At 66.7% G+C, this 24,469-nt stretch carries 24 protein-coding genes; 5 read left to right on the forward strand and 19 right to left on the reverse strand.

Annotation, left to right across the window (positions count from 1 at the left end; translation table 11 throughout):
• Positions 1-23: 23 nt before the first annotated feature.
• From CG50_RS14500 to CG50_RS14515, 4 genes are read right to left on the reverse strand one after another with little or no spacing between them, the layout of a single operon-like run.
• The gene (locus CG50_RS14500) at positions 24-590 is read right to left on the reverse strand and encodes a sarcosine oxidase subunit gamma (protein ID WP_036639888.1); all 567 of its coding nucleotides are present in this window, start codon (positions 588-590) and stop codon (positions 24-26) included.
• Positions 583-3,522: a sarcosine oxidase subunit alpha family protein gene (locus CG50_RS14505; protein ID WP_036639890.1), complete on the reverse strand. Its 2,940-nt coding sequence runs from the start codon at positions 3,520-3,522 to the stop codon at positions 583-585. The genes CG50_RS14500 and CG50_RS14505 overlap by 8 nt, the downstream gene beginning before the upstream one ends.
• Positions 3,519-3,824, reverse strand: coding sequence for a sarcosine oxidase subunit delta (locus CG50_RS14510; RefSeq protein ID WP_036639893.1), 306 nt, complete (start codon positions 3,822-3,824; stop codon positions 3,519-3,521). Before CG50_RS14510 ends, CG50_RS14505 begins: the two co-directional genes overlap by 4 nt.
• A gap of 9 nt (positions 3,825-3,833) precedes the next feature.
• Positions 3,834-5,084 carry a sarcosine oxidase subunit beta family protein gene (locus CG50_RS14515; protein WP_036639895.1) on the reverse strand — a complete coding sequence of 417 codons (1,251 nt, stop codon included), beginning with the start codon at positions 5,082-5,084 and terminating at the stop codon, positions 3,834-3,836.
• A 117-nt stretch (positions 5,085-5,201) separates the two neighbouring features.
• Here CG50_RS14515 and CG50_RS14520 point away from each other — a divergent pair, with 117 nt between their 5' ends.
• Positions 5,202-6,182 (forward strand): GlxA family transcriptional regulator, encoded by a 981-nt coding sequence (locus CG50_RS14520; RefSeq protein ID WP_051910043.1) that lies wholly within the window; start codon positions 5,202-5,204, stop codon positions 6,180-6,182.
• A gap of 169 nt (positions 6,183-6,351) precedes the next feature.
• Here the strand turns inward: CG50_RS14520 and glnT are convergent, their stop codons facing one another.
• The 10 genes from glnT to CG50_RS16910 form a co-directional block, all read right to left on the reverse strand.
• Positions 6,352-7,659, reverse strand: a complete 1,308-nt coding sequence (gene glnT / locus CG50_RS14525; protein ID WP_036639897.1) for a type III glutamate--ammonia ligase — start codon at positions 7,657-7,659, stop codon at positions 6,352-6,354.
• A gap of 57 nt (positions 7,660-7,716) precedes the next feature.
• Positions 7,717-9,042, reverse strand: a complete 1,326-nt coding sequence (locus tag CG50_RS14530) for an FMN-binding glutamate synthase family protein (protein WP_036639900.1) — start codon at positions 9,040-9,042, stop codon at positions 7,717-7,719.
• Between the two features lie 12 nt (positions 9,043-9,054).
• Entirely contained in the window at positions 9,055-9,738 is a 684-nt protein-coding gene (locus tag CG50_RS14535) for a GltB/FmdC/FwdC-like GXGXG domain-containing protein (protein ID WP_036639902.1), read from the reverse strand.
• Positions 9,739-9,740: 2 nt separating this feature from the next.
• Positions 9,741-10,628 (reverse strand): class II glutamine amidotransferase, encoded by an 888-nt coding sequence (locus CG50_RS14540; RefSeq protein ID WP_036639904.1) that lies wholly within the window; start codon positions 10,626-10,628, stop codon positions 9,741-9,743.
• 160 nt (positions 10,629-10,788) lie between these two features.
• Positions 10,789-11,424 carry a helix-turn-helix domain-containing protein gene (locus CG50_RS14545; protein WP_036639907.1) on the reverse strand — a complete coding sequence of 212 codons (636 nt, stop codon included), beginning with the start codon at positions 11,422-11,424 and terminating at the stop codon, positions 10,789-10,791.
• 146 nt (positions 11,425-11,570) lie between these two features.
• Positions 11,571-12,731 carry a plasmid replication protein RepC gene (gene repC / locus CG50_RS14550; protein WP_036639910.1) on the reverse strand — a complete coding sequence of 387 codons (1,161 nt, stop codon included), beginning with the start codon at positions 12,729-12,731 and terminating at the stop codon, positions 11,571-11,573.
• Positions 12,732-12,896: 165 nt separating this feature from the next.
• Positions 12,897-13,868 (reverse strand): plasmid partitioning protein RepB, encoded by a 972-nt coding sequence (repB, locus tag CG50_RS14555; RefSeq protein WP_036639912.1) that lies wholly within the window; start codon positions 13,866-13,868, stop codon positions 12,897-12,899.
• Complete coding sequence (gene repA / locus CG50_RS14560) at positions 13,865-15,067, reverse strand: plasmid partitioning protein RepA (RefSeq protein WP_051910044.1); 1,203 nt, start codon at positions 15,065-15,067, stop codon at positions 13,865-13,867. Before repA ends, repB begins: the two co-directional genes overlap by 4 nt.
• Before the next feature lie 432 nt (positions 15,068-15,499).
• A complete protein-coding gene (locus CG50_RS14565; protein WP_036639914.1) occupies positions 15,500-15,889 on the reverse strand; it encodes a hypothetical protein in 390 nt (129 codons plus the stop codon).
• 18 nt (positions 15,890-15,907) lie between these two features.
• Positions 15,908-16,252 carry an EF-hand domain-containing protein gene (locus tag CG50_RS16910; protein ID WP_051910045.1) on the reverse strand — a complete coding sequence of 115 codons (345 nt, stop codon included), beginning with the start codon at positions 16,250-16,252 and terminating at the stop codon, positions 15,908-15,910.
• A 145-nt stretch (positions 16,253-16,397) separates the two neighbouring features.
• On the opposite strand from CG50_RS16910, the gene CG50_RS14575 reads away from it, so the two are divergent.
• On the forward strand, positions 16,398-17,117 hold the full coding sequence (locus tag CG50_RS14575; RefSeq protein ID WP_245615750.1) for a response regulator: 720 nt from the start codon (positions 16,398-16,400) through the stop codon (positions 17,115-17,117).
• Complete coding sequence (locus CG50_RS14580) at positions 17,114-18,451, forward strand: sensor histidine kinase (protein WP_051910046.1); 1,338 nt, start codon at positions 17,114-17,116, stop codon at positions 18,449-18,451. Before CG50_RS14575 ends, CG50_RS14580 begins: the two co-directional genes overlap by 4 nt.
• Here CG50_RS14580 and CG50_RS14585 read toward each other — a convergent pair whose 3' ends face one another.
• Complete coding sequence (locus CG50_RS14585) at positions 18,452-20,011, reverse strand: GMC family oxidoreductase (RefSeq protein ID WP_051910047.1); 1,560 nt, start codon at positions 20,009-20,011, stop codon at positions 18,452-18,454.
• 83 nt (positions 20,012-20,094) lie between these two features.
• Positions 20,095-20,805 carry a FadR/GntR family transcriptional regulator gene (locus CG50_RS16365; protein ID WP_051910048.1) on the reverse strand — a complete coding sequence of 237 codons (711 nt, stop codon included), beginning with the start codon at positions 20,803-20,805 and terminating at the stop codon, positions 20,095-20,097.
• Between CG50_RS16365 and CG50_RS16915 the strand changes: the two genes are divergently transcribed.
• Both CG50_RS16915 and ppaT read left to right on the forward strand, forming a co-directional pair.
• A complete protein-coding gene (locus CG50_RS16915; RefSeq protein WP_152559550.1) occupies positions 20,804-21,094 on the forward strand; it encodes a hypothetical protein in 291 nt (96 codons plus the stop codon). The genes CG50_RS16365 and CG50_RS16915 overlap by 2 nt on opposite strands.
• Positions 21,087-22,247 carry a pyridoxamine--pyruvate transaminase gene (gene ppaT / locus CG50_RS14595; RefSeq protein ID WP_036639923.1) on the forward strand — a complete coding sequence of 387 codons (1,161 nt, stop codon included), beginning with the start codon at positions 21,087-21,089 and terminating at the stop codon, positions 22,245-22,247. The genes CG50_RS16915 and ppaT overlap by 8 nt, the downstream gene beginning before the upstream one ends.
• An 87-nt stretch (positions 22,248-22,334) precedes the next feature.
• Here ppaT and CG50_RS14600 read toward each other — a convergent pair whose 3' ends face one another.
• The 3 genes from CG50_RS14600 to CG50_RS14610 form a co-directional block, all read right to left on the reverse strand.
• Positions 22,335-23,366 carry a M29 family metallopeptidase gene (locus tag CG50_RS14600; protein ID WP_036639926.1) on the reverse strand — a complete coding sequence of 344 codons (1,032 nt, stop codon included), beginning with the start codon at positions 23,364-23,366 and terminating at the stop codon, positions 22,335-22,337.
• Between the two features lie 24 nt (positions 23,367-23,390).
• Complete coding sequence (locus CG50_RS14605; RefSeq protein ID WP_152559551.1) at positions 23,391-23,903, reverse strand: flavin reductase family protein; 513 nt, start codon at positions 23,901-23,903, stop codon at positions 23,391-23,393.
• Positions 23,904-23,908: 5 nt separating this feature from the next.
• The coding region (locus CG50_RS14610) for an AbrB family transcriptional regulator (protein WP_161785417.1) at positions 23,909-24,469 on the reverse strand (561 nt) is incomplete at its 5' end.

Here is a 24,469-nt window from a genome sequence, read left to right on the forward strand (position 1 = left end):
CTTGCCGTCGATGATCCGTGCGCTCATGCCGGCACCTGCAACCGCGACGCCGCGACCGAGATCGCGTGCCACAGCGAGCCCGCCGAGGACCGCATCCCCAGGATCGCCACCCGGTCCGCCGCGCGGCGGATGACGAAGACCGACATATGCTCAAGCCCGGTGCGCGTGGCGGACCCCGGCCCGAAGGCGCCGAGATCGACATTCACCAGCCGTTCGAGCAGCGCCTCGATGGGCGCGGCACCCTCAGTCGAGGCGATCTCGACCGCGACCCAGCCATCGGTCTGCTCGCTCACCGCGCAGCCCGGCGCATGGGCCTTCACGTCGCGGGCGAAGTCTTCCTCGGCGCGGCCCTCGGCCTCGATCATCCACTGGCCGGGGCCGGTCCAGAAGGCCGAGACCCCCTGCCCCGCCACCCAGTGGCCGGGTTCGGGCAGGCGCAGCCCGAACGGCAGCGGCTGCGCGCCGTCGCGGCCGAGAACCGCCACAGACGCCAGCGCCAGCCCGGCGTTTTCGCGCAGACTCACTGCGCCATGATGCTCGATGCGCGGCTCGGCGGCGCCAAGAGCGGTGAGTGCGGTCAGCTCAGACACGGACGCGTCCTCCTTCAGGGTCGACGAAATGGGGCGAGACGACGCGCAGGCGCACGTGCTGCCCTTCGAGCGGGTTGGCGGCGATGACCACCTCGCCGAGGCGCCTGGCCCCATCGGCGAGGAAGCCGAGCCCGATGGAACAGCCGACATGCGGCGAATGGCAGGCCGAGGTGATCCAGCCCTGATCGCTCCAGGTGTCCTGCGCCTCGCCGTCGCGGAACAGATGCGAGCCCGCGACCACCTTGTCGGCGGGATCGACCGGCTGCAGCCCGACGAGGATGCGGGTCTCCTCGACCAGCGCCTCGCGGCGCGACAGGACCGCACCGATGGAGTCCTTCTTGCTGGACACGAACTTGCCGAGGCCCAGCATCTGCGCCGTGGTCTGGCCGTTCAGCTCGTTGCCGGCGGGATGGCCCTTTTCGATGCGCAGCACGCCGAGCGCCTCGGTGCCGTAGGGCGTCGCGCCGAGATCCGCGCCCACCTCGACCAGCTTCGCCATCAGCGCATCGCCGTAGCGCGCCGGAACCGCAATCTCATAGGCGAGCTCGCCCGAGAACGAGATGCGGAACAGCCGCGCCCGCAGCCCGCCGCAGATCGTCAGCTCGGAACAGGCCATGAAGGGGAATGCCTCGTTCGACAGATCGAAACCGTCGACGACGCGCTCCAGCAGCGCCCGCGCCTTGGGCCCCGCGACCGAGAACTGCGCCCAGGCGTCGGTCGTGGAGATCAGCTGCACCTCGAGATCGGGCCAGAGGCACTGACGGCAGAACTCCATGTGACGGAAGATCGTGCCGGCGTGCGCGGTGGTGGTGGTGACGACGTAATGATCGTCGCTCAGCCGCGCGCAGGTGCCGTCGTCCCAGGCGAACCCGTCTTCGCGCAGCATCAGACCGTAACGGACCATGCCGACCTTCAGCGTGCCCATCATGTTGGCATAGACGCGGTTGAGGAACTCGCCCGCGTCGCGGCCCTGCACGTCGACCTTGCCGAGCGTGGTGACGTCGCAGATGCCGACACCCTTGCGGGTCGCGGTGACTTCGCGGTCGACGGTCTCGCGCCAGGTGGTCTCGCCCGGACGCGGGAAGTATTGCGCGCGCATCCACTGGCCGACCTCGACGAAGACCGCGCCTTGCGACGCCGCCCAGTGATGCGAGGGCGTCAGGCGGCGCGGCCGGAACGTCGGGCCGGTATCGCCACCGCCGAGCACCGAGAGCGCGACGCCGGTATAGGGCGGGCGGAAGATCGTGGTGCCGGTTTCCGGGATGGTCTTGCCGGTCATCTCGGCCATCACGGCGAGCGCGGTGACATTCGCGGTCTTGCCCTGATCCGTCGCCATGCCGAGCGTGGTCCAGCGCTTCAGATGCTCGACCGGACGCATGTTCTCCTGATGGGCGAGCTTGATGTCCTTGACGGTGACGTCGTTCTGGAAATCGACCCAGGCGCGGCCCTTGCCGGGAACGTGCCAAAGGGGCGTCAGCGCCTGCGCGCCGTCCTCGGCCGCCGGAAGATCGGGCTGCGTCGCACTGATACCGAGGTCCGCCAGAGCCGCCATCGCCACCCGCGCGCCAGAGGCAAGCGCGGCCGCGGTGCTGCCCTCGCCCGCCGCGGCGCCCGCGACGGCAAGACCCGGAGGACCGCCCTGCGGCGCCGCGACGAAGGCCTGAAGCGCCTCGTTCCACACCGGCCGGCCGCGATGATGCGAGGCGAGGTGCAGGTTCGGGTTCCAGCCCCCCGAAACGCCGAGCGCACCGGCCTCGATCCAGGTGGTGGTGCCCTCGCGGGTCACGGCGATGCGCTTGAGCCCGAGGCGGCCGCGGCTGTCGCTGACGGTGGCGCCCGCGAACAGCGGATAGGCGCCGAGGGCCTTCGCGCCCGGACGGCTGTCGATCACCCCCGCGACCTCGACGCCCTTCGCCAAGAGATCGATCGCCGTGCGGTGGCCGTCGTCATTGTTGGTGAAGATGGCGATGCGGTCGGCCGGGGCGGCGGCGTAGCGGTTGGCATAGGCGCGCAGCGCACCCGCCAGCATGATGCCGGGCCGGTCGTTGTTCGAGAAGGGGATATGACGCTCGGTCGCGCCGGCGGCGAGCACGATGCGCCGCGCCGAGATGCGCCACAGCGTCTGGCGCACCTGCCCCGCGATGGGCGCCTTGAGGTGATCCGAGACCCGCTCGACCGCGCCATAGATGCCATGATCGAAGGCGCCCCAGACGGTGGTGCGCGGCATGATCCGCACATTCGGCAGCGCGGCGAGTTCGGCCTCGGTCCGCGCCACCCAGTCGGTCGCCGGCGCATCGGCAAGCGTGTGGCTTTCGGACAGAAGACGCCCGCCGAGGCGGAAATCCTCATCCGCGAGGATGACCTTCGCGCCCGCCCGCCCGGCGGTCAGCGCCGCCGCGAGGCCCGCCGCGCCCGCGCCGATCACCAGCACGTCGCAATGCAGGAAACCCTTGTCGTAGCTGTCGGGATCGGGCTGCATCGACAGGCTGCCGAGGCCCGCCGCCTTGCGGATCATCGGCTCGTAGAGCTTTTCCCAGAACGCCTTCGGCCACATGAAGGTCTTGTAGTAGAACCCGGCCGCGAAGAACGGCGAGAGCAGATCGTTCACCGCCAGAAGATCGCAAGACAGCGGCCCGCGGTGGTTCTGGCTGCGCGCGACGAGCCCGTCATAAAGCTCGGCCACGGTGGCGCGGGTGTTCGGCTCCTGCCGGGCGCCTTCGCGCAGTTCGACGAGGGCGTTCGGTTCCTCCGACCCGGCCGAGAACACGCCGCGCGGGCGGTGATACTTGAACGAGCGCCCGACCAGCCGCACCCCGTTCGCCATCAGCGCCGAGGCCAGCGTGTCGCCCGGATGGCCGGTGTAGCTTTTGCCGTCGAAGCTGAAGCTGAGCGCCTTGCTGCGGTCGATCAGACCGCCGGAGAGACGGGTCATGCCGCACCTCCCTTCCGTTTGTCATCGAGGGATTTCAGCGCCACGTCGCGGGCAAGTTCGGCGCCGAGGATCTCGTGGGTGGAGATGTTGCGCGTCACGATCAGCCAGGACCGGTCGCCCTGTTCGTGAAACCACAGCTCGCGGTGAACGCCGGTCGGGTTGTCGCGCAGATAGGCATATTCGTAGAAGGCGCGCGGTGCGCCCTCGGCCATGCCATCGGGACGCTCGATCAGCGAGGCATCGCCGAGATAGACGAATTCCTGTGCGTCGCGCAGGCCCAGAAGAGGATGGGGGATCAGCATCTTGTCGCCTCAGTGCAGGTTCGGGGTGGCGCCGACACCCTTTTCGTCGATGACATGGCCGCTCTCGAACCGGTCGAGGCGCATCAGCCGCGCCACGTCGTGCGAGCGGTCGGTGGCGAGCAGATGGGCGAAGCAATAGCCCGAGGCCGGCGTCGCCTTGAACCCGCCGTAGCACCAGCCGGCGTTGAGATAGAGACCCTCGACCGGGGTGCGGTCGATGATCGGCGAGCCGTCCATCGACATGTCCATGATGCCGCCCCAGGCGCGCAGCAGCCGCGCGCGCCCGATCATCGGCATCAGCGCCATGCCGCCCTCGGCCACGTCCTCGATCACCGGCAGGTTGCCGCGTTGGGCGTAGCTGTTGTAGCCGTCGATGTCGCCGCCGAAGACCAGACCGCCCTTGTCGGACTGGCTGACGTAGAAATGCCCGGCGCCGAAGGTTATGACGCCCGGAATGACCGGCTTCAGCCCTTCGGAGACGAAGGCCTGAAGGACGTGGCTTTCGATCGGCAGGCGCATCCCCGCCATCGCCATGACCTTGCCCGACATGCCGGCCACCGCGACGCCGACCTTCTTCGCGCCGATATAGCCGCGCGAGGTCTCAAGCCCGCGGATCTTGCCGTTCTCGATGCGGAAGCCGGTGACTTCGCAATTCTGGATCAGATCGACGCCGGCCTGATCGGCGCCGCGGGCATAGCCCCAGGCCACGCCGTCATGACGCGCGGTGCCGGCGCGGCGCTGCATCAGGCCGCCCTTGATCGGGAAGCGGGCGTTGTCGAAATTGAGGAAGGGGCAGATCTCGCGCACCTGATCGCGGCTCAGCAGTTCCGCATCGGCGCCGGCGAGCAGCATGGCATTGCCGCGCCGGCGATAGGCGTCGCGCTGGCCGTCGGTATGGATCAGGTTGATGATGCCGCGCTGGCTGACCATGGCGTTGAAGTTGAACGCCTGTTCCAGCCCCTCCCACAGCTTCATCGAGAATTCGTAGAACGGTTCGTTGCCCGGCAGCAGATAGTTCGAGCGGAAGATCGTGGTGTTGCGCCCGATGTTGCCCTGCCCGATCCAACCGCGTTCGACCAGCGCGATGCGGGCCTGCTTGAAGGTGTTGGCGAGGTAATAGGCGGTCGAAAGCCCGTGCCCGCCGCCGCCGACGATGATGTAATCATATTCGGGTTTCGGGTCGGGGTTTCGCCACAGCGGGCCCCAGCCGCGATGTCCGGTCAGCCCTTCGGCGATCACCCTGAGTGCAGAAAAACGCAACTGCAGATTCTCCCGTGCAAACGATCTGGAGAAAACACTAGCCCGGTTTCGCGCGGCACTATTTCCTGAAACGGACTGTTTCTTGCCTGTTTCAGACCTGCGCGCTAGTGTCGGATCATGGTCAGGACGGACGATATTCAGGACGGCGAAACGGCGCGCAGGATCGGCTTCATCCTGACGCCCGGTTATGCGCTGATGTCGCTGACCTCGGCGGTGGAACCGCTGCGCGCGGCCAATCTGCTGGCGGGGCGCACGCTTTACCGGATGCGGTTCTTCTCGCTGGAAGGCGGGTTCGTCGAATCGACGGCCGGGGGCGGGTTCGAGACCGAACCGCTCGACCGGATGGGGACGGAATTCGACATCGTCTTCGTCGTCGCCGGCGGCAACCCGCTGCAATATGTGCCCCCCCCTGCCCTCGCGCGCGGGCTGCGCCAGCTCGATGCGCGCAAGGTGCCGCTCGGCGGGATCTCGGGCGGCGGCGCGGTGCTCGCGCGGCTCGGTCTGATGGGGGGGCGGCGCTTCACCGTGCACTGGCTGCATATCGACGCGCTGAGCGAGGCCTTCGGCGATCTGCTGATCGAGCGCGCGCTTTACGTGATCGACCGCGACCGGTTCACCTGCGCGGGCGGCGTCGCGGCGATGGACATGATCTGCGCGGTGATCGCCTCGGATCACGGGACGGATTTCGCGCAATCGGTGAGCGACTGGTTCATTCATCCCCGCCTGCGCCATGCCGGAGAGCCGCAGCGCCTCGACCCGGCGGGGCGCTACAACCTGCATCATCCGGTGCTGGAGGCGGTGGTGCGGCTGATGACCAGCCATCTCGCCGATCCGCTGTCGGCGGGGCAGCTGGCGGCCCTGGCCGGATGCAGCCCGCGGCAGTTGCAACGGCTGTTCCAGGATCATCTGAACAGCACGACGATGCGGTTTTACCGCGATCTGCGCCTCGACAAGGCGAGCGAGCTTCTGGAGCAATCGGCGCTGCCGGTGATCGATATCGCGGTCTCGACCGGGTTTTCAGGTGTCGCGCATTTCACCCGCTGTTTCGCCGAGCGCTTCGGGGTGCCGCCGGCGCGGTGGCGGCGCGGCCGGGACTGAGGCCCGCGGAAGTGGGGGGCTCTGCCCCCTCTTTGCCCTGACGGGCAAATTCACCCCCGGGATATTTGAGGCGAATCGAAAGGGGGAAGTGGCGCTTTTCCTGGCGCGCTGACGCAAAGAGCCCGGGCCGTTTCCGGTCCGGGCAAGAGCCACCCTCTGGCTCAGGGGATCAGATGTCGAGGGTGGTGTCGCGTTCCCACTGCGTCAGATGCGAAGTGTAGGTGTTCCACTCCTGCGCCTTGAGCTTGAGATAGGCCGAGGAGAACTCGGTGCCCATCGCGGTCTTCAGCCCCTCGTCGGCGTCATAGGCGCGGATCGCGTCGAGCAGGTTCAGCGGCAGACGCGGCGCGTCCTTCACCTTGTAGCCCTCGGCATACATGTCGATGTCGTGGCGCGGCCCCGGATCGGCCTTCGAGCGCATCCCGGAGAGACCCGCGGCGATGATGACCGCCTGCAGCAGGTAGGGGTTCACCGCGCCGTCGGGCAGGCGCAGCTCGAACCGGCCGGGACCGGGGACGCGCACCATGTGGGTACGGTTGTTGCCCGTCCAGGTCACCGTGTTCGGTGCCCAGGTCGCGCCCGAGCTGGTGCGCGGCGCGTTGATCCGCTTGTAGCTGTTGACCGTCGGGTTGGTGATGACCGCGAGCGCCGAGGCGTGCTTCATGATGCCGCCGAGGAAGGTGCGGCCGGCGTCCGAGAGGCCGAGTTCCTTCGTGTCGTCGGCGAAGGCGTTCTTGCCGGTCTTGGTGTTCCACACCGAGATATGCGCGTGGCAGCCGTTGCCGGTGAGGCCCATGATCGGCTTCGGCATGAAGGTGGCGCGCAGGCCGTGCTTCTCGGCGACCGATTTCACCATGAACTTGAAGAAGCTGTGCTTGTCGGCCGTCGACATGGCGCCGTCGTATTTCCAGTTCATCTCGAACTGGCCGTTCGCGTCCTCGTGGTCGTTCTGGTAGGGCTCCCAGCCGAGGTCGAGCATGTAATCGCAGATCTCGGCGATCACGTCATAGCGGCGCATCACCGCCTGCTGGTCGTAGCAGGGTTTGACCGCGTTGTCGGCCGGGTCGGAGATCTGCGTGCCTTCCGGGGTGAGCAGGAAGAATTCGGGCTCGACGCCGGTCTTGACCTCGAGATCCATCTCGGCCGCTTCGGCGATAAGACGGGCGAGCAGATTGCGCGGCGCCTGCGGCAGACCCTCGCCGTCCGACATCACGCAATTCGACGCGACCCAGGCCACGTCCTTCTTCCACGGCAGCTGGATCACCGAACTCGCGTCCGGCACGGCCAGCATGTCGGGATGCGCCGGCGTCAGGTCGAGCCAGGTGGCGAAGCCCGCGAAGCCCGCGCCGTTCTCCTGCATGTCAGCGATCGCCTGCGCCGGCACCAGCTTGGCGCGCTGCGCGCCGAACAGGTCGGTGTAGGAGATCATGAAATACTTCACACCCGTCTCACGGGCGAAGGAAGCCAGATCGATCATTGTCGTTTCCCTGTTGGCAAGTGGCGGGCGGGGTCCGTGCCCCGCCCTGTCCGAGTGTCAAAGTCCGGTCTTGCCGGGGATCCAGTTGGTGCCGGCGAGCGGAACCTGCGCCATCGCAGCCGCCTCCATCGTCAGCGCGACCAGATCCTCGGGTTCGAGGTTATGGACGTGGTTGTGACCGCAGGCACGCGCGATGGTCTGGGTTTCCAGCGTCATCACCGCGAGGTAGTTGCGCAGACGGCGGCCGGCTTCCTCGGGGTCCACGCGCTTCATCAGCTCGGGGTCCTGGGTGGTGATGCCGGCCGGGTCGCGGCCCTCGTGCCAGTCGTCATAGGCGTCGGCGGTGGTGCCGAGGGCGGCGTATTCCGCGCCCCATTTCGGGTCCAGCTCGCCGATGGCGATCAGCGCCGCGGTGCCGATGGAGACCGCATCCGCGCCGAGCGCCAGCGCCTTCGCCACATCGGCGCCCGAGCGGATGCCGCCCGAGACCACCAGCTGCACCTTGCGGTGCATCCCGAGATCCTGCAGCGCCTGGACCGCCGGACGGATGCAGGCGAGCGTCGGCAGACCGACGTTCTCGATGAACACGTCCTGCGTCGCCGCGGTGCCGCCCTGCATCCCGTCGAGCACCACCACATCGGCGCCCGCCTTCACCGCGAGCGCGGTGTCGTAATAGGGCCGCGAGCCGCCGACCTTGATATAGATCGGCTTTTCCCAGTTGGTGATCTCGCGCAGTTCGAGGATCTTGATTTCGAGGTCATCCGGGCCGGTCCAGTCCGGGTGACGGCAGGCCGAGCGCTGGTCGATACCGACGGGCAGGTTGCGCATGTCGGCGACGCGCTGCGTGATCTTCTGGCCAAGCAGCATCCCGCCACCGCCGGGCTTCGCGCCCTGCCCGATCACCACCTCGATCGCATCGGCGCGGCGCAGGTCATCCGGGTTCATGCCGTAGCGCGACGGCAGATACTGATAGACCAGCTTCTCGGAATGGCCGCGCTCTTCGTCGGTCATGCCGCCGTCGCCCGTGGTGGTCGAGGTGCCGGCCATCGTCGCACCGCGGCCGAGCGCTTCCTTCGCCGGCGCCGAGAGCGCACCGAAGGACATGCCGGCGATGGTGATCGGGATCTTCAGCTCGATCGGCTTCTTGGCGAAGCGCGTGCCGAGGGTCACCGAGGTATCGCATTTCTCGCGATAGCCTTCGAGCGGGTAGCGCGACATCGACGCGCCGAGGAACAGCAGATCGTCGAAATGCGGCAGGTGGCGCTTGGTGCCGGCGCCGCGGATGTCATAGATGCCGGTGGCCGCGGCACGGCGGATCTCGGCGTTGACGGCGGAGCTGAAGGTATAGCTTTCGCGCGGCAGGGTATGCGGGGTCTTTTCCATTTGGCGCGCTCCTCAGTATTCGCCGGCGTGATCGACGTGGAAGTTGTAGAGCGTGCGGGCCGAGCCGTAGCGCTTGAAGTCCTCGGGCTTCGCATCGGCGCCGGAGCGTTCGAGCAGATCCTTGAGTATGGCGATATGTTCGGGGCGCATCTCTTTCTCGACGCAATCCGAGCCGAGCGACTTGACCGAACCGCGCACGAACAGGCGCGCTTCGTACAGGCTGTCGCCGAGGTTGGCGCCGGCATCGCCCAGAACGACCAGGTTGCCGGTCTGCGCCATGAAGGCCGACATGTGGCCGATGTTGCCATAGACGACGATGTCGATGCCCTTCATCGAGATGCCGCAGCGCGACGAGGCATTGCCCTTGATGACCAGCAGCCCGCCGTGGCCGGTGGCGCCGGCGTATTGCGAGGCGTCTCCGTCGATCACCACGGTGCCCGACATCATGTTCTCGGCGACGCCCGGACCGGCCGAGCCCTTCACGTGAACGGTGGCCTGCTTGTTCATCCCGGCGCAGTAATAGCCGGTCGGGCCGTTCACCGTGACCTCGATCGGGGCATCGAGGCCGACGGCGATGGCATGAGCGCCCTTCGGGTTCTCGATCAGCCATTCGGTCTGGTTGGTGGTGGCGGCCTGCGCCTGCAGGGCGGCGTTCAGCTCGCGCAGCGGCGTGGTGGCGAGGTCGATGGTCTGCATCCTCAGCGCTCCCAGAAGTAGACGGTGGCGGGTTCCGGCTCCCAGACGCGGGCGGCCTCGATCCCCGGAAGATTGGCGAGCGCGCGGTATTCCGACCCGAAGGCGACGTAATCTTCGGTCTCGGCCATCACGGCGGGCTTGCAGGCGATCGGATCGCGGACCACACCGAAGCCGTTCTTGGTGCCGACGACGAAGGTGAAGAAGCCGTCGAGATCGTCGAGCGTGCCTTCGAGCGCCTCGCCCAGGTTCGCACCTTCCGCCAGTCGCGACGAGATGTAGCAGGCGGCGACCTCGGTGTCGTTCTGGGTCTGCGGCGCGAAGCCCTTCTGGGTCAGCACGCGGCGCATCTGGTTGTGGTTCGACAGCGAGCCGTTGTGCACGAGGCACTGATCGTCGCCGGTCGAGAACGGATGCGCGCCCATCGTGGTGACGGCGGATTCCGTGGCCATGCGGGTGTGGCCGATGCCGTGGCTGCCCGACATCTGACGGATGCCGAAACGCGCGGCGACGTCCTTCGGAAGGCCGATCTCCTTGAAGATCTCCATCGCCGAACCGACGCCCATCACGCGCAGACCGCGGGCCTTCATGAAGGCGCGGGCGTCGTCCTCGGCGTCGTCGGGAATGGTCAGCACGGCGTGCGTGTCGACGACCTTCATCGTCACCTTGCGGCCGAGCGCCGCTTCGAGCGCACCGTCGAGGCCGTCGAACTCCGTCTGGGGCGTATCCGACTGCACCGTCATCTTGAGGCCCTCGGCCTCGTCACCGTAGATCGCGATGCCCGCACTGTCGGGGCCGCGGTCCGTCATCGTGATCAGCATATCCGTCAGCATGTTGCCGAGCTGCGGACGAAGCGCTTCCTTCTTGAGGAAAAGCCCCACGATTCCACACATAAGTTCATCTCCATGAAACCAGCAGAGACTGCCTGGACTCAGGATTAGTGTGAAACAAAGTTTATTTCTAGGAATAATTCGTGAGGATGAAGAAAATCCACAGAGAGGCAACTAAGTGATGAATTATTAGGCGATCCCCCTGCCCTTCCGGGACATCCGGCTATTTCGCCTGCGGATAGGTGATGATCGACAGATAGCGCGTCGGCAGCGTCACCAGCTTCTCGGGACCGTGCGGCGCATCGGCGTCGAAGATGAACGAGTCGCCCGGCTCCAGATGATAGACCTGATCGCCGTGACGATAATCGACGCAACCTTCGAGCATGTAGAGCAGTTCGATGCCCTCGTGCTGAAAGGTCGGGAAGCGGTCGCTCTCGTTGTTCAGCACGATCAGATAGGGTTCGACCACCACGCCGGAATCGTTCGAGCCGATATGGCCGAGAAGATGATACTGATGCCCTGCCCGCGTGCCGGCGCGTTCGACCTCGACGGCATCGCCAGCCTTGACGTGCATCGCCCCCTTTGGCTCCTCGTAGCCCGAGAACAGCTGCACGAGCGGAATGCGAAACGCATGGGCGAGCGTCTGCAGTGTCGACAGCGAGGGCGAAATCAGCCCGTTCTCGATCTTCGACAGCATACCCGCCGAAAGCCCGGTCTGGGTCGCGAGTTCTGCCACGGTCATGCGCTGACGCCGGCGCAGTTCGCGCACCTGATGGCCGATCGCCACTTCCAGAACCTTTTCGCGTGCGTCATGCACGGCGTGCGGGTTTTGCTTCAGCGCTGGTTTCGCGACAGTCATAGCGTCCTCCTGACATGGGATCTCTGGGCTGAGGCATCGGAGGCGCCCCGGTCCTGTCTTGTTAGCCGAACCCGCCGTGCAGGTCCATGCGTGCGGCACATCGGTTGGCCGAGCGGTGCCTTCAGCGGATGTTCACAGCTGTGAACTCAGGCCGCCTGCCGGTCGAGCGCACGAACCATCGTTGCACTGCTGAACGCCCTTTCCGCTGACTTTCGCGTCAATGTCCTCAAATAGCCGCCCGGAGACCGATACCGCTCATAGCGTTCCAGCATCGTCGCCAGAACGATCGCGGCTTCGACCGGCCCCATGGTTCGCTTGGCATCGGCCCAGACGGGTTCGGCAATACCCATCATCGGGCGCACTGTCTCGACGGTTTCGACAAACTTCGGCCAGGTCGGAATTCCATCCGGAGCGTAATTTCGCAACTCTGTGCAACGGCTGAGCACATCCGGAAGGGTTGGTGTCGTTTGCTCCCGTCGGGGCAGGGCCTGGTTCTTCGCAGTCGGTTTCAAATCATGGGATTCTGAATTTGACTTATGATAGTGCTGCTCATTTTCGGCGTCTCTGGTGCTCATTTCTTCTGCGACGGTATCGGTGTTCACGGAAACTGGCACGACAAGCGTGCCGCGGACCCGATCCAGAGCGTCTGACAGAAACTCTTGCAACCGTTCCAGTTCGGGCGCTGACAACTTGCGCCGCAGCATCGGTACGAGCGTTGTCAGCAGCGCATCGCAGTCGTCCCAGACCGGAAGGGCAGGGCGCTCGATCCGGCCGAGGGCGACAAGCCCGCACAGGTCGCGCCGCATCAGGCTGAGGGACTCGCGCAGTGCCGCAAGGCGCGCCTCTTCGGCACGGACGGCCTCTGCCGCGGTCCGGATCTCGTCGATCCGGTTCAGCAAGGGGGCAAGGTCAAAGCCGAAGGCGATTTCTCCGCGGCGCAGGTAACGCTTGCCGTTCGGGCTGTCGCGACGGATCAGAAACCCGCTGTCGACCAGGCGGGCGACATGCCGGCGCATGGTCGAGCACGGCATTCCGTTCAAGCGCGCGCAGATCGTCGCGTTCGAGGGAAACACCACCAGCGGTTCGCCCGGGCGCAGATCGGCCGCCGGGTAAAAGCTGATCAGCACCTGGAGCACGGTCAGGTCGCGGTCGCTGAGACCGAACCGGATGCGACCGGTGGTCAGCTCGCGCAATGCGTCCCATTTGCTGATGCCCTCACCCGAAGGTGGGGCAGGGGGGTGCGATACATGCTGCAACAGCGCAGCATCCATCGTTCGCCGAAACGGCGTGATAGGAATGTAACCCATGCCTGTTCACGAAGACAAAAAAATCCCGCGCCGCGAATCACTAAGGACTTGCGGAGAAGGCTCCGGGTGACTACCTTGAGGGTGCTAACAACCAAGGGGTCTCGTGGAGCGTCAGTTCTGCGGGGCCTTTTGTTTTGCCTGTCTCGTGCCTCCTGTCTCTTTGCCTCAGTTGCGGTTCTGCGCTTTCCAGCGCTGGTTCAGCTCGGCGATCAGGTCTTGCGCCTGAGCCGCGAGCCAATCTGCAAATTCCGTTTCCGCGAGTCGAAGGTCGAGCTTCACGCCCTGTTTCGTGCGGATCACCTTGCCGGCAGTCTTGCCGTTCAGGGTCAGTGCCTGCGTCGTTTCGGTGCCCGGCGCGGGAACGCGTGGCACACTCAGCGCCTTGCGCAGCTGCTTCGACACCGCCTCGAACGCGACGACAGAGGGATCGGCTCCCTCCGGTGCGCCGGCCCGGGCCTGCACCGCGGTTTCGATCAGTGCTTCACGCGGCAGGCCCGTCGCAGCAAGATCGGCGGCAAGTGCCTCCCACCGCGGCCGGCCGATGCCGGGCGCAGGGCCGATGGCCCGTGCAAGATCGGGGCCGATGGACTCGGCGATCGACAGCAACATCGAGATCATCGAGCGCGTCACGCTCAGCACTTCGGCGACCTGCGCCTGCGTGCCGAAACTGTCGTTCAGCAGATCGCGGGCGAACAGCGCGCGTTCGATGAAGCTCAGATCCTGCCGGGCGGTGTTCTCGGCCACCTGGGCGCGCACGGCATCGTCGTCATTCATGTTGGCGATCAGCGCGCGAACCGTGCCGATCTTCTCTGAGCCGCGAATCGCCTCCAGCCGCCGGCGGCCGTAGACCAGCAGATAACGGTTCTGATCCTGCGGATCGCGCCGCACCAGAATCGGCACGGCCTGACCGTTCGTCTCAATCGACGCGCGCAGCTCCGCCAGATCGCCCGGGTCGAGCCGGTCCGAAATCCGGTTGTCCGCGATGTCCTTCGGATCGATCTCCCAGATCCGGTGCGTGTCGACGGCATCGCGTGCCGCTCGCAGGGCCCGGTTCGTGCTCATCATGCTCGGCGCCGGCACCGCGCTTGGTGTCAGCTGATCGAGCATCGACAGCCGCTTTTTCTTGCTGTCGGTCATTGCCGCCCCCAGGTCTTTTGGATCAGCTCTGAAATCTCGTCGTTGACCGCGTTCAGACTCTCGATGGCACGGTCATAGGTCGAGCGGGTGAAGGCGCCGCGTTCGACCTCGTACAGAGTCTGCTTGGTCAGCCCGGCATCCGAGATCGCGGTCGATTTCAGCATCGGCGCGTTCAGCACCTTGTCGCCGTAAAGTGTGCGCAGGAAGGCGACGATGCGATTTTGCGGCGCATCCGTCGGCTCGTAGCGGGTCAGCAGATACCGCATCCAGTCGTGCGACATGTCCGCGCCGCTTTCTGCGATCACGTCCATCAGATCGGCGGTCATCCGCAGGAACTGGCTCATCGACATAAGATCGAGCATCTCGGGATGGATCGTCACCAGAACGCCGGTAGCCGCCGAAAGCGCCGACATCGTGAGGAAGCCGAGTTGCGGCGGACAGTCGATCACCACCACGTCATAATCGGCATCGACCTGCAGCAGGGCCTCTTTCACGCGGAAGAAGAACAGTCCGGCATTGCCGCGGGCAAGCGCGCGCGGCGTGTCATGCTCGAACTCCATCAGCTCGAGGTTGCCGGGCACCAGATCGAGACCTGGGATATAGGTCTTTCGGATCACCGAACGGATCGGAACCGGATCCTCGTAGCGGATCGCGTCATAAAGCGTGCCGCCCTCCTGCAGATCGTATTCCGGCTGCACGCCGTGCAGCGCGGTCAGCGAGGCCTGCGGATCGAGGTCGATCGCCAGCACCCGATAACCAAGCAATGCCAGCCGCTGTGCCAGATGCGCCGAGGTCGTGGTTTTGCCCGAGCCGCCCTTGAAGTTCATCACGCCGATGATCTGCATGTGATCGCCGTCGCGCCGGCCGGGCAGGTAGTCTCCCGGCTTGCGCGCGGTGCGCTCCAGCAGATGGCGCAGATCCTGCAGATCATCGACGGAATACAGACGCCTGTTGCCGGCGGTCAGCTCGGGCGAGGGGCCTTTGCCCTCGAGGCTGAGCTTTCGCAAATAGGAATCGTTGATCCCGAGCAGACCCGCCGCCTCGCCAGAGGTGAACTTGCGCATGGTCTTGTGCGCATCGGGCGGGAACATGCTTTCCCGCTGCGCGTGAAGCTGTCGCGCAAGCCATTCCGAATGTTGACGGATGACCTGATTCAGGTCTTCCTGTCCCGGCAAGGCGGGATTGGGCGTATCGTTCATCTGCTCTCTCCGCCTCGCGACATCGATGAAGTTCGTGTTCACGGATTTTGGCGTTTGCTCGTTCTTTTCCGTGACTTTGATGGATCCACCGGATTCGCGCAAGCGCTTTCCGCGGTTCGACGCGGTTTTGCGGTCTCTGCTTTCGGAAGGGGAGGGGGCACGGGTCGGAGACGGCCGCGAAATGCCGTCAGGCCCGAAGCCCGTCGCTTTTCATGCCATAGAACGCGATAATTGTTCCTTATCGCGATTAGCGTATCATCGAAATAATATCTGTAGTAAACCGCATAATAGATAAATTACGCCGCCAAGCTCAGTATAGGTTTTATCAACAATCCGTTTGAAAAGCCGGCAAGAGGCAGCGGCTGTCGGTGGCAATCATAGTTCGGCCCTCCGGTGATGCCGGAGGGCCGACGGGTCTCGGTCGGCAGGTATTCAGCGAGTCATCGTCGACCGGCGCGTGCCGCTGCCGTTCGGACCCTGCCGCGTGATCGTGGTGCCGATGCCCGTGGCGCCGATGGTGCGCTCGACCGCGCGGGAGCGTTTGCCGGTGCTCGAGGTCTTCGTGCAATCGAGGCTCTTTTCCCCGGTCGCGGCGCATTTCGCCGAGGTCGAGCGGGTCGCGCTCTGTCCCTGGCCATTGGTGTAGGTGGTGGAGTGGTTGCGCCCGGTCGCCGGGTCATAACCCGCGCTGCCACTGGCCGACACGCTGCGCCCGCCAGAGGTCGCGGCGCTGCCCGAATAGGTGACCTCGGCCGCGGCCGGCAGTGCCGCCAGAACCGTCAGTGCCGCCGCGAAGGTGGCTCCGCTGATCGCGATTTTCATGCTTCTCTCCGATGTTGATCAGTTCTTTGCGCCAAGCCCGATCGCCGAGCGCAGTTCGCCGAGCTTGCCGCGCAATTCCGCCCGGCCGATTTTGCCATCGCGATTCGTGTCGATGGCATCGAATATCCGGTCGGTCGCGGCATTCATCTCGTCCAGGGTGACCGCTCCGTCACCGTTCAGATCCAGCCGCTGGAACCGACGGGCATTCAGCGCCGCGATTTCGGCGCGGCTGATTTCCCCGTCGCCATCGGTGTCGATCGCGGCGAGCCTGCGCGCGGCGGGGGCTTCCTCGGCGACGACCGCGCCGGCAAGCGAGAACGCGGCCAGTGCGGTCGCAAGGGACAGGCGTTTCAGCCGGGTCATATCCGTCTCCTGCTGGTTTCGGTCCCTTTTGACTGCGCTCGCCGCGTAAACGCCCGATGAGCGGCGTGTAAGAAAATGTAAACGCGCTCTCCGCCCTCTTCGCGGCGGCATCGTCGCGCGGTATCGTGGTTCCATGAGTTCGCCCTTGCCGCCCCCCCGTGCCCTTGTCGCCCTCGTCGAGGATGACGCCGAGCTGAGAAGCCTCACCGCTGCGCTGCTCGGCGAAGAGGGGTTCGAGGTCATCGAACTGGCGGACGGGCGTGCGCTCGATGCCTGTCTGCGCAGCCGCACGCCGCAGGTTCTGCTTCTCGATGTCATGTTGCCCGGCGAGGACGGGTTGTCGATCTGCCGCAGACTGGCACCGGACAGTCCCTTCCGCATCCTGATGCTGACCGCGCGTGGCACGGACATTGACCGGATCCTCGGGCTGGAGCTGGGGGCGGACGACTATCTGCCAAAGCCCTTCAACCCGCGCGAGCTGGTCGCCCGGATCCGGGCGCTGTTGCGCCGCACCTCGGCCCCGGTCGATCCGCGCCGCGAAGCGGTCCGCTTTCTGAACTGGTCGCTCGATCTGTCGGCGCGCGCGCTGACGGACACGACGACCGGGCAGGAGATCGCGCTGTCCTCGGGCGAGTTTGACCTCCTGGCGCAGTTCGTGGCGGCACCGGGGCGGGTGCTCAGCCGCGATCACCTTTTGGATGTCACGCGCGGGCGCACCGCCGGGCCGTTCGACCGCGCGATTGACGTGCAGGTCTCGAAGCTGCGCCGCAAGCTGCATGACGACGCGGACTCTGCCCATATCATCAAGACGGTGCGCAACGGCGGATATGTCTTCGTGCCCACCGTCGAGCGAGGTGTGCGGTGACCCGCCTCGGTCTGGCTGGGCGGGTCATTCTGTCCATCGCGCTGGCGATCGTGCTGATACAGTCGTTGGGGGTGATGGCCTATCTGTCCGAGCGCCGCGAGGCCGATCCCGGGCGCGCGCTGTTTCCGTTTCCCGAACAGCTCGCGGCCATCGTCGCCTCGGTCGAGGCCGCGCCGGGGATCGGGCGGGCCACCTTGTTGCGCGCCCTGAGCGGGCCGGACATGCAGGTTTCTGTCGCTGCCGACCCGCCCGACGGCAGCGAGGGCGGGGCGGCACTCGCCGCCGACCGGCGCTGGCTGTCGCAGGTTGCGGCTCTGGCCGGACGCGAGCTGCGGATGACCACGCTTGGCCCGGGGCCGATCCGGTGGTTTCCGAGGCTGGGCGCCGCGGGGGTGCGGGTTTCGGTTCGGCTGACCGATGGCGACTGGCTGTCGGTCGAGCGGCGCCGCGCGCCCGGGCGCACCATCGGGGGGCTGCCGCTCGGCACGATTTCGGCGCTGCTGTCGCTCGCGGTGGCGGTGGCGGCGCTGGTCGTGGTCTGGCGCGAGATGCGCCCGCTGCGCCAGCTGACCGAGGCCGTGCGCGGCTTCGGCACGGATCTGCGCCCGCGCCCGCTGCCCGTTCCAGAGACGCCCGACCTGAAGCTGCTGGTTGCCGCGGTCAACCGGATGCAGACCGACATCGCCGCCGCCGATCAAAGCCGAACCGACATGATCGCGGCGCTGTCGCACGACATTCGCACGCCGCTTGCGCGGCTGACGTTGCGGCTGCGCGGTCTGCCGCCCGATGTGGGGGCGGCGGCCGAACGCGACATCGCGCAGATCGCGCAGGTCGCCGACGGCGCGTTCCGGTTCGTCGGGGTGGACATGGCGCGGATGGACATGCCGGTCGATCTGCGCGCGCTTCTGACGCATCTGGCCGAAACGCAGCAGGCCGGCTTTGCCGATGCCACGCCGCACCGGCCGGCACAGCTGCGCGGCAATGCCGAGCTTCTGACCCGCGCTTTCGCGAACCTCGTTGAAAACGCCCATAAATATGCCGGCGCAGCGCGGCTGTCCCTGACCGTGACAGAACATGACCTTCAGGTCCGGATCGAGGATGACGGCCCCGGCATCCCCCCGGCCGAATTCGCCCGCCTGTTGCAGCCGTTTCAGCGCGGCGATGCGGCGCGCTCGGATCCGCGGGGCGGGCTCGGGCTGGGGTTGTCGCTCGCGGTGCGGATCGTCGCGCGTCATGGCGGAACGCTGGCGCAAGGGGCGGGTCCGGCGGCCGGGTTGACGCTGATTGTGACACTGCCGCGCGATGCGGGGGCAGCGGTGCCCGATCCCCGTTGATCAGGCGTCCAGATCGCTCGCATATTTCTGGGCGATGGCCATGACCGCGGCATGGATCGGCCCGCAGGGGATCGCCGGAATGACCGAAGCATCCACCACCGCCAGGTTGTCGAGCCCGCGCAGCGTCAGATCGGGGCGGGTGACAGCCCGCTCCGAGGCGCCCATCGCGCAGGTCGCGACCGGGTGGTGATGGGTAATCGCGGCCCGGGCGATGAAGGCGTCGAGGTCATCCGCCCTGCGCAGATCGGGGCCGGGCAGGACCTCGCCGCCGTTCCAGCGTGCCAGGGCCGACGTCTCGCCCACCATCCGCGCGCGGCCGAGGGCGGCGCGGAAGGCGCTCCGGTCATGCTCGGTGCTCAGATAGCGCGGGTCGATCCGCGGGGCGTCGCGCAGATCGGGGCCGGTGATGGTCAGTTCGCCGCGGCTGGTCGGGTGGGTGACGCCGAACAGGAGGGTGTAGGTCTCGCCCGCGGCCGGCATCGGGAAACATTCGGAGACCGAGGGCGCGACGACGCAGCCGACGACGATATCGGGTGCGCCCGCGTGCACGTCGAGCCCGCGCGACGACTGATAGGCAAGCGATTCCGAATGCTGCAGCCGCGAGGGGGCCAGCGGCTCGCGCGCCCGGTAGACCACCCCCGCGCCCAGCATATGATCGTGCAGGTTGCGGCCGAGCTCGGGGCTCTCGAGCACGCACTCGACCCCGGCCGCGCGCAGCGCCTGCCCGTCGCCCACGCCCGAGCGCATCAGCAGCAGCGGGTCGGCGACCGAGCCGAGCGACAGGATCACCTGTCCGGCGCTGAGAACGCGCGCCCCGTCGGGGGTGCGGATCTCGACGCCGGTGACGCGGTGACGGGCGATGCGCAGCCGATGCACCTCGGCCGAGGTCAGCAGGTGCAGGTTCGGCCGGTGCAGCACCGGGCGCAGGAAGGCTTCGGCGGTGGTGACGCGCCGGCCGTCGCGGATCATCAGCGAATTCGGCGCCGTGCCGATCACCTCGCGGCCGTTGTGATCGGCCAGGCGCGGCAGGCCCAGCTCCTGCCAGCCGGCGATGTAATCGCGCACCAGAGGGTGAGTTTCGGTATCGGGGATCAGGATCGGCATCTCGCCTTCGGTGCCGTGCAGATCGCTGGCTTCGGCGTAACGCTCGGTCGCCTTGAAATGCGGCAGCAGCGCATCGTAGGACCAGCCCGGATCGCCGGTCATCGCGACCCAGCGGTCGTAATCCGAGACATGGCCGCGGACGTGGAACATCGCGTGCAGGCCGCTCGATCCGCCGACCATCCGGCCGCGCGCCCAGTGATGCACCCGGTTCGCGGTGCCGGGCTGGGGCTGGGTGCGGTAATCCCAGTCGTAGCTGCGGCGCTGGATCCGCGGCCACATCGCCGGATCGAAGACGTCCGGGTCGGTCGGGAAGTCGCCCGCCTCGACCAGCGTGACCTGCCGGGCGGGATCGGCGCTCAGCCGGTTGGCGAGAATGCAGCCGGCACTGCCGGCACCGAGGATCAGGATATCGCTGTGGTCCGGAATATCGCGGGTCTGGATCGGTTCGGTCGTCATGGTCGGGCCTTTCGGACATGAAAAGACAGCCCGCCGGAAGCGGTTCTTCGGCGGAACGTCGCGCTGAGGGCGGGGGGAAGGGGTCAGCCGGTTTCTAGGCCGGTCAGGCCAAGGCGCCCCATCAGTTTCATCTGCATCGCGGCAAGGTGGCTGCGCATCGCCTCGGCCGCGCCGTCGGGGTCGCGCGCGGCGATGGCCTCGGCGATGGCGTGGTGGGCGGCATCGCGTTCGCGCACGCGGTTTTCGGTTGTGCGGGCATCGGCATCGCTGTCGGTGAACCGCAACCGCGAGTCGGTCTGCACGCAATGCAAAAGATAGTTCAGCTCGCTCGCCAGGCTGTTTCGTGCGCCCGCCGCGATGGCGCGGTGAAAGGCCTGGTCGGCCTCGCTCGGCGTCATGTTGGGGGCAGAGCTTGCCGCCTCGACGATCCGGGCGATCTCGTCGGGCGAGGCACGCAGCGCCGCCAGTCGCGCCAGCGCCGGCTCGATCATCAGGCGCATCTCCATCACCTCGAACGGGTTGGTCGACTGCACCATGCGCTTTTGGTTGAGCGTCGCCGCCGAGGGCGTGCCGCCCGCCCCATTCGCCGCCCGCCGCCCGCTTTTAGTCTCTTTCAGATCGCCGGAATCGCGCAGGATCTTCAGGGCTTTGCGCAGCATGTGACGGGTCACCCGCAGTTGATCGCACAGCACCCGTTCCGGCGCCAGATCGCCTCGCGGGGAAATCTGGGCGCGCAGGGCACTGACCAGATCCGCGAGGGGCTCGTCGACGGGCTCAGTCCCGATGTCCGTCATGTCCGACCGCTCCTGCCGTCTCGGTTGTGCATCTCATCCCCGCCTGCCGTTGCCTGCGTCCATGTCAGTTGAACCCGACCGCGCGGCGCAGGGCAAGGGTGTCGCACCCGACCGTTGCCGCAGCTTCGCCCGCGCCAAAGGCAGGCTGATGGATATTTCGGCAGCGGTCAACCATTTCAACCAAAAAATTGCAAAATTCTACAAAATGGTTGCATCGACCGGGGCCGGGCTCTTTTCTGTCCCGGTGCCGGACTGCGGCACGGCCAGAGACGGATCCTGTGATGACTGAACCGCGTGTGAAGCCTGCTCAATTCACCCTGACGACCGGGCCGGTGAACTGTTACCCCGAGGTGCTCCTCGCGCTCGGGCGGCCTGTCAGCTATGACTATGACCCTGTTTTCCAGGATTTTTACGAGGCGCTGTCGCGCAAGCTGCAAAAGGCCATGGGCTCGGAAACGATGCCGGTGATCTTGCAGGGAGAGCCGGTTCTGGGTCTGGAGGCGGTGGCGGCCTCGCTGGTGGGGCCGCAGGACCATGTGCTGAATCTGGTCTCGGGGGTCTATGGCGCGGCTTACGGGTTCTGGTTGCGCCCTCATGCGGCCTCGATGACCGAGCTGCGGGTCGATTACAACCGCATCGTTACGCCCGATCTGCTGCGCCAGGCGCTGCACGAGCACCCCGAGACCACGATCGTTGCGCTGTGCCATCACGACACGCCGTCGGGGACGCTCAACCCGCTGCCGGAGCTGGCGGCGGTGGTGCGCGAGCACGGCGCATTGCTGCTGGTCGATTCGGTCTCGGCCTGGGGCGGGGTCGAGGTCAGCCTCGAGGGCATCGACGTGCTGGTGACGGGGCCGAACAAATGCCTGGGCTGCCCGCCGTCGCTGTCGATCGTGGCGGCCTCGCCGCGGGCCTGGGCGCATATGAAGGCCAATCCGACGGCGCCGCGCGATTCGATCCTGTCGGTGCTGGACTGGGAAGAGGCATGGATTTCGGGCCATCCCTTCCCGTTCACCCCGTCGGTGGCAGAGCTGAACGGCCTCGATGCCGGGCTCGATCGCTATATCGCCGAGGGGCCGGAGACGGTCTGGGCGCGTCATGCGCGCACCGCGGCGGCGATGCGGGCCGGGGTGAAGGCGATGGGGCTCGATCTGTGGGCGGCGGAAGAGGCCTTCGCCTCGCCCACCGCGACGGCGATCCGGCTGCCCGAGGGCGTCGACGAGACCGCGCTGCGCACCCTGATGCAGACCGATTTCGGCGTCGTGGTCTCGTCGGGCCGGGCCGAGACCTTCAACAAGCTGATCCGCGTCGGCCACATGGGTCCGACGGCCTATCCTATGTATGCGGTGATCGCGCTGACCGCGCTGCACGGGGCGATGGCGCGGCTGACGGACCGGCCGCTGAATCTCGGTGCGGCGATCGAGGCGGCCGCGGCCATCTGAGCTTTCGGCAGGGGCTGTGGCCCCTGCCGCCCTGTCTTTTCCGGTCCCGGTCAGCGAAAGGGGGCCCGTGCGGCCCCCTTCCTCGTGTCACATGACGAGCTTGCCGTCTTGCGTCATCGGCCGCCCGTCGAGCGAGAGCGAGCAGCCCCGCAACGGAATGTCGAGGTGGCACGGCGTGTCGCGGCTGCCGCCGGCTTCGGTGTTCGGGCCGGTCGAGAACAGGAAGTTGCCGGCGAAACAGCGGCTGTCCATGCTCAGCGCTTCCTCGCGGTCGTAAAGGCCGAGGGTCGTCCAGCTGGCGCGATGTTCGAGGCCCCATCCGACATGGGCCATCGCATAGGCCTCGGGGTCGTCGAAACTGTCCATGAAGGCCTTCATGTATTCGGCGCTGACCCCGCCCTCGATCCGGGTGACGCGGCCGGCCTCGACGGTCAGGGTGATGCGCTCGCGCGCGTAATGCTTGAACGGCAGCAAGATATCGCCGGCGTCGATCACGATGGTGCCCTCGGCGCTGCCCTCATCGGGCCAGCGCGCGATCATGCAGCTTGGCCAGTGGTCCCAGCGGCCCGGTTCGTCGGCGAGACCGTATTGCATCAGCACCGGATACTGGCCGAGCGCGCAGCGAAAATCCGTCCCCGCCTTCGAGGTCACCGTCATCTCGCGCGCGGGTTCCATGAAGGCATTGGCGGCCAGAACCCGGGCCTTCGCCTCGGGCGTCGGGATCATGCGCAGCATGGTTTCGGGCGGCTCGACCGCAAGCAGCATCCGCGTTCCGGTGCGCAGAATCTGCTCCTGTTCCTTCGAGAACAGCAGTTGCATCGTGTCGATCACCAGATCGGCCGCCTTCAGCCCGGCCAGCGCCGCGGTGTTGAATGCCAGCGGCGTCTTGCCGACATAGCCCGATTTGTCGCGGCTGAGCGCTTTCTCTCCGTTGATCGGCGGCAGCTGGATCAGCGTTACGATCGCGCCCAGCAGGCTGACCGCGATCCGCGCGGTCGAGACGATCTGCATGTTGCTGTCATCGCTGAGCAGGATCGCGACCTGTTCGCCCTGCCGCAGGTTGCATTGTTCGAGGACGTTTTTCCATGCAATGACCATGTCGGCGTCGCTGATAGCCATGAGAGCTCTCCTGTCCGGGGGATGTCAAAGACCGACCGAGTGCAGCACCCGGTCGTAATGGATGAGGGGCCGGGCCGAGGGGCTGATCAGCACCTCCTCGACGCGCCCGAGGAAAACGGTATGCGTGCCCTGTTCGATCGTGCCGGTGAGCGTGCAGCCGATCGAGGCGAGCGCACCCTTCAGCGCAAGCGGCCGGCCCGCGCAGGGCAGCCATTCGAACGGGGCGAACTGTCCGGCGCCGTGCAACGCGCGCTGCCCCGAGAACGTGGCGCAGGCCTCGTCCTGGCCCACGGCGAGGATGTTGACGCAGAAGATTTCGCAGCTGCGCAGTGCCGTGTTGGTGGCGCCGTTGCGGTTGATGCAGACGAGGACCGTGGGCGGCTCCATCGTGACCGAGGTGAAGGCGGTCGCGGTCACGCCGCGGCGCTCGTCGCCGGTCCCGGTGGTCACGACCGTGACCCCGGCGGCGTAATGGCGCATCGCGGCCTTCAGGCCTTCGAGCGGATCGGGGATGCGTGCGGCAGACAGATCGGACATCAGCGTCACCTTTGCTCTCCTTCGGGAACGGTTTCGCGCCAGCGCACCCGGCGCAGCAGGAATTGCAGGATCGAGGGGCCGAACAGCACCACGGTGAACAACCGCACCGTCTGGAACGCGAGCACGATCGACACGTCGGCATGGCTGGCGATGGCGACGAGGGTCATGGTCTCGATGCTGCCGGGCGCGGTCGACAGAAAGGCGGTGACCGGATCGAGCTGCAGGATCGCCGAGACCGCCGCCGCCAGAAGCCCGCCGCAGGCGACCATCGCGACATTGCTTGCCAGCACCGCGGGGATCAGCCGCACCACCTGGCGCAGCATCTCGCGGGTGAACAGCAATCCCACTTCCAGCCCGATGACGATGAACGTCGCATCCAGAAGCAGCGCCGGCACCGCGAGCCGCGCGAGGCCGAACCCCTCGATCACCGCGCCGAGCACCATCGGCACCAGCATCCCCCCCGCCGGCATCCATTTCAGCCGCGCCGACAGCAGCGAAACCGCGATCAGCGCGAAGCTGAGCAACAGCGACGGTCCGCCTCCGGTGGCAGAAACGACCGAGGGCAG

It is taken from the genome of Paenirhodobacter enshiensis, from assembly GCF_000740785.1.
Lineage (GTDB): Bacteria > Pseudomonadota > Alphaproteobacteria > Rhodobacterales > Rhodobacteraceae > Rhodobacter > Rhodobacter enshiensis.

What these genes read in the sequence shown, in the direction of transcription:
- CG50_RS14505 (WP_036639890.1), bottom strand. Translation starts at nt 3,522, where the DNA reads ATGACCCGTCTCTCCGGCGGTCTGATCGACCGCAGCAAGGCGCTCAGC.
- CG50_RS14510 (WP_036639893.1), bottom strand. Translation starts at nt 3,824, where the DNA reads ATGCTGATCCCCCATCCTCTTCTGGGCCTGCGCGACGCACAGGAATTC.
- CG50_RS14520 (WP_051910043.1), top strand. Translation starts at nt 5,202, where the DNA reads ATGGTCAGGACGGACGATATTCAGGACGGCGAAACGGCGCGCAGGATC.
- glnT (WP_036639897.1), bottom strand. Translation starts at nt 7,659, where the DNA reads ATGATCGATCTGGCTTCCTTCGCCCGTGAGACGGGTGTGAAGTATTTC.
- CG50_RS14530 (WP_036639900.1), bottom strand. Translation starts at nt 9,042, where the DNA reads ATGGAAAAGACCCCGCATACCCTGCCGCGCGAAAGCTATACCTTCAGC.
- CG50_RS14535 (WP_036639902.1), bottom strand. Translation starts at nt 9,738, where the DNA reads ATGCAGACCATCGACCTCGCCACCACGCCGCTGCGCGAGCTGAACGCC.
- CG50_RS14540 (WP_036639904.1), bottom strand. Translation starts at nt 10,628, where the DNA reads ATGTGTGGAATCGTGGGGCTTTTCCTCAAGAAGGAAGCGCTTCGTCCG.
- CG50_RS14545 (WP_036639907.1), bottom strand. Translation starts at nt 11,424, where the DNA reads ATGACTGTCGCGAAACCAGCGCTGAAGCAAAACCCGCACGCCGTGCAT.
- repC (WP_036639910.1), bottom strand. Translation starts at nt 12,731, where the DNA reads ATGGGTTACATTCCTATCACGCCGTTTCGGCGAACGATGGATGCTGCG.
- repB (WP_036639912.1), bottom strand. Translation starts at nt 13,868, where the DNA reads ATGACCGACAGCAAGAAAAAGCGGCTGTCGATGCTCGATCAGCTGACA.
- repA (WP_051910044.1), bottom strand. Translation starts at nt 15,067, where the DNA reads ATGAACGATACGCCCAATCCCGCCTTGCCGGGACAGGAAGACCTGAAT.
- CG50_RS14565 (WP_036639914.1), bottom strand. Translation starts at nt 15,889, where the DNA reads ATGAAAATCGCGATCAGCGGAGCCACCTTCGCGGCGGCACTGACGGTT.
- CG50_RS16910 (WP_051910045.1), bottom strand. Translation starts at nt 16,252, where the DNA reads ATGACCCGGCTGAAACGCCTGTCCCTTGCGACCGCACTGGCCGCGTTC.
- CG50_RS14585 (WP_051910047.1), bottom strand. Translation starts at nt 20,011, where the DNA reads ATGACGACCGAACCGATCCAGACCCGCGATATTCCGGACCACAGCGAT.
- CG50_RS16915 (WP_152559550.1), top strand. Translation starts at nt 20,804, where the DNA reads ATGTCCGACCGCTCCTGCCGTCTCGGTTGTGCATCTCATCCCCGCCTG.
- CG50_RS16365 (WP_051910048.1), bottom strand. Translation starts at nt 20,805, where the DNA reads ATGACGGACATCGGGACTGAGCCCGTCGACGAGCCCCTCGCGGATCTG.
- ppaT (WP_036639923.1), top strand. Translation starts at nt 21,087, where the DNA reads ATGACTGAACCGCGTGTGAAGCCTGCTCAATTCACCCTGACGACCGGG.
- CG50_RS14600 (WP_036639926.1), bottom strand. Translation starts at nt 23,366, where the DNA reads ATGGCTATCAGCGACGCCGACATGGTCATTGCATGGAAAAACGTCCTC.
- CG50_RS14605 (WP_152559551.1), bottom strand. Translation starts at nt 23,903, where the DNA reads ATGTCCGATCTGTCTGCCGCACGCATCCCCGATCCGCTCGAAGGCCTG.